General features: G+C 64.1%; 6 protein-coding genes. 4 read left to right on the top strand and 2 right to left on the bottom strand.

The annotated features are described in order from the left end of the window. Positions 1–143: 143 nt before the first annotated feature. Both QCE64_RS00330 and QCE64_RS00325 read right to left on the bottom strand, forming a co-directional pair. Positions 144–1,253, bottom strand: coding sequence for a porin (locus tag QCE64_RS00330; protein WP_309913190.1), 1,110 nt, complete (start codon positions 1,251–1,253; stop codon positions 144–146). A 511-nt stretch (positions 1,254–1,764) separates the two neighbouring features. Then, entirely contained in the window at positions 1,765–2,133 is a 369-nt protein-coding gene (locus QCE64_RS00325; protein WP_309913187.1) for a hypothetical protein, read from the bottom strand. 518 nt (positions 2,134–2,651) lie between these two features. On the opposite strand from QCE64_RS00325, the gene QCE64_RS00320 reads away from it, so the two are divergent. The 4 genes from QCE64_RS00320 (at position 2,652) to QCE64_RS00305 (ending at position 6,411) form a co-directional block, all read left to right on the top strand. Beyond that, a complete protein-coding gene (locus QCE64_RS00320) occupies positions 2,652–3,671 on the top strand; it encodes a bile acid:sodium symporter family protein (RefSeq protein ID WP_310002406.1) in 1,020 nt (339 codons plus the stop codon). A gap of 291 nt (positions 3,672–3,962) precedes the next feature. After that, the gene (locus QCE64_RS00315; protein WP_309913182.1) at positions 3,963–5,012 is read left to right on the top strand and encodes an acyl-CoA dehydrogenase; all 1,050 of its coding nucleotides are present in this window, start codon (positions 3,963–3,965) and stop codon (positions 5,010–5,012) included. Next, positions 5,000–5,803, top strand: a complete 804-nt coding sequence (locus tag QCE64_RS00310) for a PIG-L family deacetylase (RefSeq protein WP_309913180.1) — start codon at positions 5,000–5,002, stop codon at positions 5,801–5,803. Before QCE64_RS00315 ends, QCE64_RS00310 begins: the two co-directional genes overlap by 13 nt. Continuing rightward, positions 5,800–6,411, top strand: a complete 612-nt coding sequence (locus tag QCE64_RS00305; protein WP_310002405.1) for a class I SAM-dependent methyltransferase — start codon at positions 5,800–5,802, stop codon at positions 6,409–6,411. The genes QCE64_RS00310 and QCE64_RS00305 overlap by 4 nt, the downstream gene beginning before the upstream one ends. The last annotated feature ends 64 nt before the right edge of the window (positions 6,412–6,475 follow it).

Raw genomic sequence — 6,475 nt, 5'->3', positions numbered from 1 at the left:
CGCATCAAGCTGAAGCTAAAAGGGCTGAGTCCTGTGATGTACAGAACTCAGCCCTCACGGCCCTAGCCCAAAACTGTCCAACTTTGCGGGGTCAGTTCACACGAGGCGCGGTGTTTCGTTTGACGAGGCGAAAAACGCGCGCGTCAGAACTTCGCGCGGATGCCGACGCCGAAGGTATCGCCCGACGAGATGCTGGTGTACTTGTCGTTCAGGTAGGCCGCGTAGACATCGGTGCGCTTCGAGAGCGGATAGTCGTAGCCGAGCGCCCAGCTCTTGTGCGTCTGATCGAGGCCGCCGTTGCTGCGCGAGTACGCGTAGGACGCCATCACCGTGCCCGGGCCGAGCGGCACGGTCACGCCGCCTTGCCCCGTGTTGACGTGGAAGGTGCCGACATCGATGTCGTTCTTCGTGTACATGTACTGCGCGAAGAACTTGACGAACTTCATGTCGAACGACGCGCCCAGCTGGCCTACGCTCTGGCTCTTGAAGCCGGGGATCGTGAAGGCGTTGGAGGTCGGCAGGTCGCCCGGCGCGTTGTTGAAGTTGACGTACTGGTAGACGCCGGTGGCCGCGAACGGGCCGTGGAAATACAGGAACTGCGCGCTGTACTTCTTGGAGCGGCCATCGCCGGCGTTGTTGCCGAACGCGTACATCACGCTGCCCGACAGGCCATTGAAGTCAGGCGATGTGTACTGCACCGCGTTGTTCCAGCCCGAATCGCCCGTCACGCCCTGGTCCGTCGTGTAGGTCGGGAACGTGCCCTGGCCGAGAAACACGTGATAGACCATCGGCGAGAACACGTACGAATCGACGAAGGGGTTGAACAGGATCGTCGAGACGAAGAGTTGCGTCGTCAGGCGGCCAGCCGTGAACGTGCCGATCGGGCCTTGAATGCCGACGTAGGAGTTACGCGCGAAGAAGGTGTCGCCCTGGAAGCGGCCGTACTGGCCGTTTTGCGCGCGGAAGAAGCTTTCCAGCGTGAAGATGGCCTTGTAGCCGCCGCCGAGATCTTCGGCGCCCTTCATGCCCCAGTAAGACGTCGACATGCCGCCGCCGCTCACATTCCATGCGCGATCGCTGCCCGGAAACTTGGTGGCGCCGACCCATTCGTCGACCTGGCCGTAGAGCGAAACGCTCGACTGCGCCTGCGCGGATCCCGCCGCGAACATGCCGAGCAGCGCTGCGGCGACCACTGTGGCCTTGACCGTTGTCTTCACCGTAGTCTTCGGCGCACGGTTGACGGTTGGCTTCATGAACTCTCCTGTCTTTGTCGAAAATTAAATGCGTGGCGGGCGAGGAGCGTTGCACTCGCCTCGTCTGACCGGTTGACGGTGAATGGGCGAGAGAGGCATCGCGTGTGGAGCGGCACCATCTTTACGGACCATTTTTCCGGTCAAAAATGTTTTTGGTTATTGCGGGTATAGCGATTCGGATACTTCATGCCGTGCGCGCCCGGGACGCATGCGAGGCGCATCGCCGTCAGCCGCGCGGGACTCGCGGATCATGTCGGCGCGCGGCCAAGAGGGGCGCGCCTGATCGAGAGAAACCAAGCCTGGCGAAGTACTGAAATGCGACATTCATCCGCGCAGGGCGCATTGTCCTTGCGCGGATAAAGGAGGGAAATATTTATGAGAAAGCGGACGCTTAACTGTGGCGAGATTGCGTCAATATGACAGCGGAACTGGACGGACAATTTTTTTGTCGTTCCGCGCGCGGACGAGCGCCGACGTGCCGGTTCAGGACACGCGAGGAAGCGTCAAGCGATCAGTTGCGGAAATTGCCGTTGACCGGCGCGCGGCCGGCATCCGACGGCCGTCCCGGCGGGCGCGGCAGGCTGCGTTCTTCGTTGTAGCGGGTGATGTCGGCGCGAATGGAACCGGCGCCGTGCAACGGAGCCGCCTGATCCACCTGCGGGACCGTGCGGACTTCGGCGCTGACGGGCGTCAGGCCGTCTTTCGACGAGACAGGCGTGTAGTGCAACGATTGCCTGCTGGCGGCGGAGTTGTCAAACACTGCGGGTGACAGCCATTCGACACGCGGCCCCGCGAGCGCGAGCGAACCCGCCACCGCGAGTGCGCCGAGCGCAGCGGTTGCGAAAAGCCGGGTCGTGTTGCGAAAGCCTGTGAGCGTCATGTCGAAACTGCCAAGATCCGACCGATATCCTCGTTCGCAAACAGGTGGATTGTGGCCCGATGCTTGCGCCTCGAACCTGCCCATTCAGCGAACCACCGGCTTTGGTCGGAGCGGTCAGCTCATGCCGCTGAAAACGGATGGGCATGACCTGCAAACCGGTGTATTCAACAATTTATTGGGCGCTGCGACGGCAGTCGAGCCAAAAAGTGTTATGTCCGCTCGATGGTTGTAACACCATGTTACGTCAGAGTTTTTCCTTCCGACCTGCCGTTTTGGATGCTTAATCATGTGAGGAAAATCGTCGATTTTCTGTTGCTGAAAGATAGCGCTGCAGGTGTGTCCGCTGCGGACAGATTGCGGTGCTCAAAGGCAAGATTTCATGCGCCACGCGCATTAATCACTCCAGCAAATGAATTTGCCAATTCAATCCGTCCCGGGCGAAAATCATGGTTTTCACTAATACGACGCTGGAACCGCGACGCATGACCGACCGGTTTCCCCACGCGCGAGAATCCTGAATGGCACGGCCCAAACTCCTTCCCGACAACTTCACGCTGGCGCACGTCGGCACCGTCATTCTCGCCAGCCTCCTGCCGTGCCGCGGCGGCGCAGCGGTTGCGTTCAACTGGATCACCAACGTCGCCATTGGATTGCTGTTTTTCCTGCACGGCGCAAAACTCTCGCGCGAAGCCATCGTGGCGGGTGCAACGCATTGGCGACTGCACGTGGTTGTCCTGCTCAGCACGTTCGCGCTGTTTCCCCTGCTCGGACTCGTACTCAAACCGGTGCTGACGCCGCTCGTCACGCCCGCGCTCTACACCGGCATCCTGTTCCTGTGCACCTTGCCCTCCACGGTGCAGTCCTCCATTGCGTTCACTTCGATGGCCAAGGGCAACGTGCCGGCGGCCGTCTGCAGCGCGTCGGCCTCGAGTCTGCTCGGCATTTTCATCACGCCTGCGCTCGTCGGACTCGTGGTGAGCAATCACGGCGCAACAACGGGCTCGCCATGGCACACGGTCGGCAATATCACGCTGCAACTGCTGGTGCCGTTCATCGCAGGACAATTGCTGCGCCCGGCCATCGGCAGATGGGTGGACGCGCATCGCGCCATCCTCAAGTTCGTGGATCAGGGCTCGATCCTGCTGGTCGTCTACGTTGCCTTCAGCGAGGCCGTGAATGAAGGCATCTGGCATTCAATCTCGCTCGGCACGCTCGCGGGCCTCGTGGCCGTCAACATCCTGCTGCTGGCAGCGGCGCTTTTCATCACGGCATTCACCGCGAAGCGTATGGGCTTCAGCCGCGCAGACCAGATCACCATCATCTTCTGCGGCTCGAAAAAGAGCCTTGCCTCAGGCATTCCAATGGCAAAAGTGATCTTCGCTTCGCACGCCGTGGGTGCGGTGGTCCTGCCGCTGATGCTGTTCCACCAGATCCAGTTGATGGTCTGTGCCGTGCTCGCGCAGCGCTGGGGCGCACGCAAGACCGCCGCTGAACCCGTGCGCAAAGGCGAAAGCGCCGGTGCGCCCGCGCAACGCTGAACCGTTCCATTCCCGCTCCATTCCTGACGAAGGCCGCCCCGCGCGGCCTTTGTGTCATTTGACGCCGGCTGCGCGTCGCCGTCGATTCGGCCGGATGGCATAAGCCAAACCGTCGGCGCTCCATCAAGCATTCGCACACTTTCGCTGACGGACATCCGTCGCTTTTGCCTATGCCTTCCGGCTGAATGGCGGCCGGGCATGTCCCTTGCCACACTTCTGTCATGACACGCAGCAGAGCCGTGAGGGAACCATGCAAACAGCACGCGCGCCGTACCAGCCAGGGCGCAAACAATGAATCGGGCAGAGACACTTGGCACGCCTCGCGCGGAAGCGGGCGCCTTGCGCGCGTTCCTTGCCACGCTGCCGTTTGAACGCGGCAGCGCCGAGGCAACGGGCCAGGCACTACGCGCACTGATCGACGCGCGGCTCGACCGCCCGCCGCTGCCCGGTCAAGGCGAAACCGCCGCGCGGTGGCGCGCGCTCGGCGCGGTTGCCGGCTTTGACCTCTCGGTCGTCAAGCTGTACGAAGGCCACACGGATGCCGTCGCCATCCTCGCCGAGCTCGATGGCCACGAACCCGAAGCAGGCAAGGCCTGGGCCGTGTGGGCCGCCGAGCCACCGGATGCACGGCTCTCCGCCCTCGGCGAAGCAAGCGCCGAATCCGTGCTATTGCAGGGCACAAAGGCCTGGTGCTCAGGGGCGGCATCCGTCACGCACGCGCTCGTGACCGCCTGGAACGAAGCGGGCGAGCCGATTATCGCCGCCGTCGCGCTGGATCATCCCGGGGTGACGGTCAGCGGCTCCGGCTGGAGCGCCGTCGGCATGCGGGCCAGCGCGAGCGTCGAAGTGCGCTTCGAGCACGTCCCTGCGCGGCGCATCGGCGGCGCGCGCGCGTATCTGGAGCGCCCCGGTTTCTGGCAGGGCGGCGCGGGCATCGCCGCATGCTGGTTTGGTGCTGCGGCGGCCATCGCACAGTTCGTCGCGCGCGACGTACGCAAGCGCCCCGCGCCCTACAAGCTCGCCCATCTCGGCGCAATCGATACGACGCTCAGCGCAACGGCCGCCCTGCTGCGCGAGACCGCAACGCACATCGATCGCGAGCCGCATGCGCACGCCATGGCACACGCGATGCGCGCCCGGCTCGCGGCGGAACGCGCGGCGGCGCGCGTCGTCGAGCGCGCGGGGCGTGCACTGGGCGCCGGGCCGTTGTGTCGCGACCCGCACTTCGCGCAGTTGATGGCGGATCTACCGGTATTCATTCGACAAAGCCACGCAGAGCGCGACGAAGCCGCGCTCGCTGAATGCGTCATCGAGGAGGAAGAGACTTCATGGCAAGTGTGACCACGAGAGCGCCAGCCGAATCCGAACACGACACCAACGGCCACGACCGCGCCATCGTCGGCGACGGTACGCCCGAGTCGGCATGGCAAGGCTGGGCCCGCCTTAGCGCGCTACCGGAGGTCGAGCCAGCGGAGCTCGTGCCGTTTGGCGCGCGCGCGGTCATCGTCGCGCCTCATCCGGACGACGAGGTGCTCGGCACCGGCGGACTGCTCGCGCGGCTGTCGCAACTCAGCCGGAGCATCCTGATCGTCGCCGTCACCGACGGCACCGCCAGCCATCCCGATTCGCATGGCTGGCCTGCCGAGCGGCTCGCACGGGAACGCCCGCAGGAAACCAAGGACGCGCTGCAACGCCTGCATCTGCGTCAGGTACAGGTTGTCCGGCTCGGACTGCAGGACGGCGGCGCCAGGCAGTTCGAACCGGTCCTGGCGGAGCGCCTGTCGCGGCTTCTGCAACCCGGTGACGTGGTATTCACCACCTGGCGCAACGACGGCCATCCCGATCACGAAGCCGCCGGGCGTGCCGTACACGCAGCCGCGGGTGCGCTGGAGCTGCCCTGTGTCGAGGTGCCGCTGTGGACCTGGCATTGGGCGTCGCCCGACGACACCCGCGTGCCCTGGAGCCGTGCGCGGCGGATCGTGCTCGACGAAGCAACCCACGCGCGCAAACTGCGGGCCGTGCAGGCCTTCCGCAGCCAGATCGAGCCCGACGCAGCGATGGGCCGTACACCGGTCTTGCCGGATCATGTGCTGGCGCGGCTCACGCGCCCCTTCGAGGTCGTACTGATATGAGCGCGCCCGGCCACGAGAGCAAGCAGCACTTCGACACCCTGTATCAGGAGAGCGAAGACCCCTGGAAAATCAGAGAGCGCTGGTACGAACGGCGCAAGCGGGCGCTCACGCTCGCGGCGCTGCCCGAAGAGTATTACGCGCGTGCCTTCGAACCGGGCTGCGGCAACGGTGAACTGACCGCGTTGCTCGCCTCGCGTTGCGGCGAACTTCTTGCCGCCGACATCGCGGAACAAGCCGTGGAACTCACGCGCCGGCGCATCTCGCGCCTGGCGAACGTGAGTGTCGAGCAGATGCAATGGCCGGACGTCTGGCCTTCCGGCTCGGTGGATCTCGTCGTGATGAGCGAGATTGGCTATTACCTGGACGAGCCGCAGTTGCTGCGCGTCGCCGACTTCCTGCACGAACGCCTGTCAGCCTCCGGCGCGGTTGTCGCATGTCACTGGCGCAAAGAGATCGCGGGCTGGCCGCGCATCGGCGACGATGTCCACGCCACGCTGCGCGACCGCCTGAGCCTGCCGCATCTTTGCCGCTATCAGGACGACGACCTGGTGCTCGACGTCTGGACGCGAGACGCGCGATCCGTCCATGAACGCGAAGGTCTGGAGTAATGTTTTGTGGTTTTACTAAACAAACAAAGTGCAAGGAATCGCTTATACATCAGGGTGATCGTGG

Origin of the sequence: Caballeronia sp. LZ043, assembly GCF_031451075.1 — a bacterium.
Lineage (GTDB): Bacteria > Pseudomonadota > Gammaproteobacteria > Burkholderiales > Burkholderiaceae > Caballeronia.
This window is presented reverse-complemented; position numbering and strand designations above follow the sequence as displayed.

Coding starts and splice junctions, on each gene's coding strand:
- QCE64_RS00330 (WP_309913190.1), bottom strand. CDS start 1,253: ATGAAGCCAACCGTCAACCGTGCGCCGAAGACTACGGTGAAGACAACG.
- QCE64_RS00325 (WP_309913187.1), bottom strand. CDS start 2,133: ATGACGCTCACAGGCTTTCGCAACACGACCCGGCTTTTCGCAACCGCT.
- QCE64_RS00320 (WP_310002406.1), top strand. CDS start 2,652: ATGGCACGGCCCAAACTCCTTCCCGACAACTTCACGCTGGCGCACGTC.
- QCE64_RS00315 (WP_309913182.1), top strand. CDS start 3,963: ATGAATCGGGCAGAGACACTTGGCACGCCTCGCGCGGAAGCGGGCGCC.
- QCE64_RS00310 (WP_309913180.1), top strand. CDS start 5,000: ATGGCAAGTGTGACCACGAGAGCGCCAGCCGAATCCGAACACGACACC.
- QCE64_RS00305 (WP_310002405.1), top strand. CDS start 5,800: ATGAGCGCGCCCGGCCACGAGAGCAAGCAGCACTTCGACACCCTGTAT.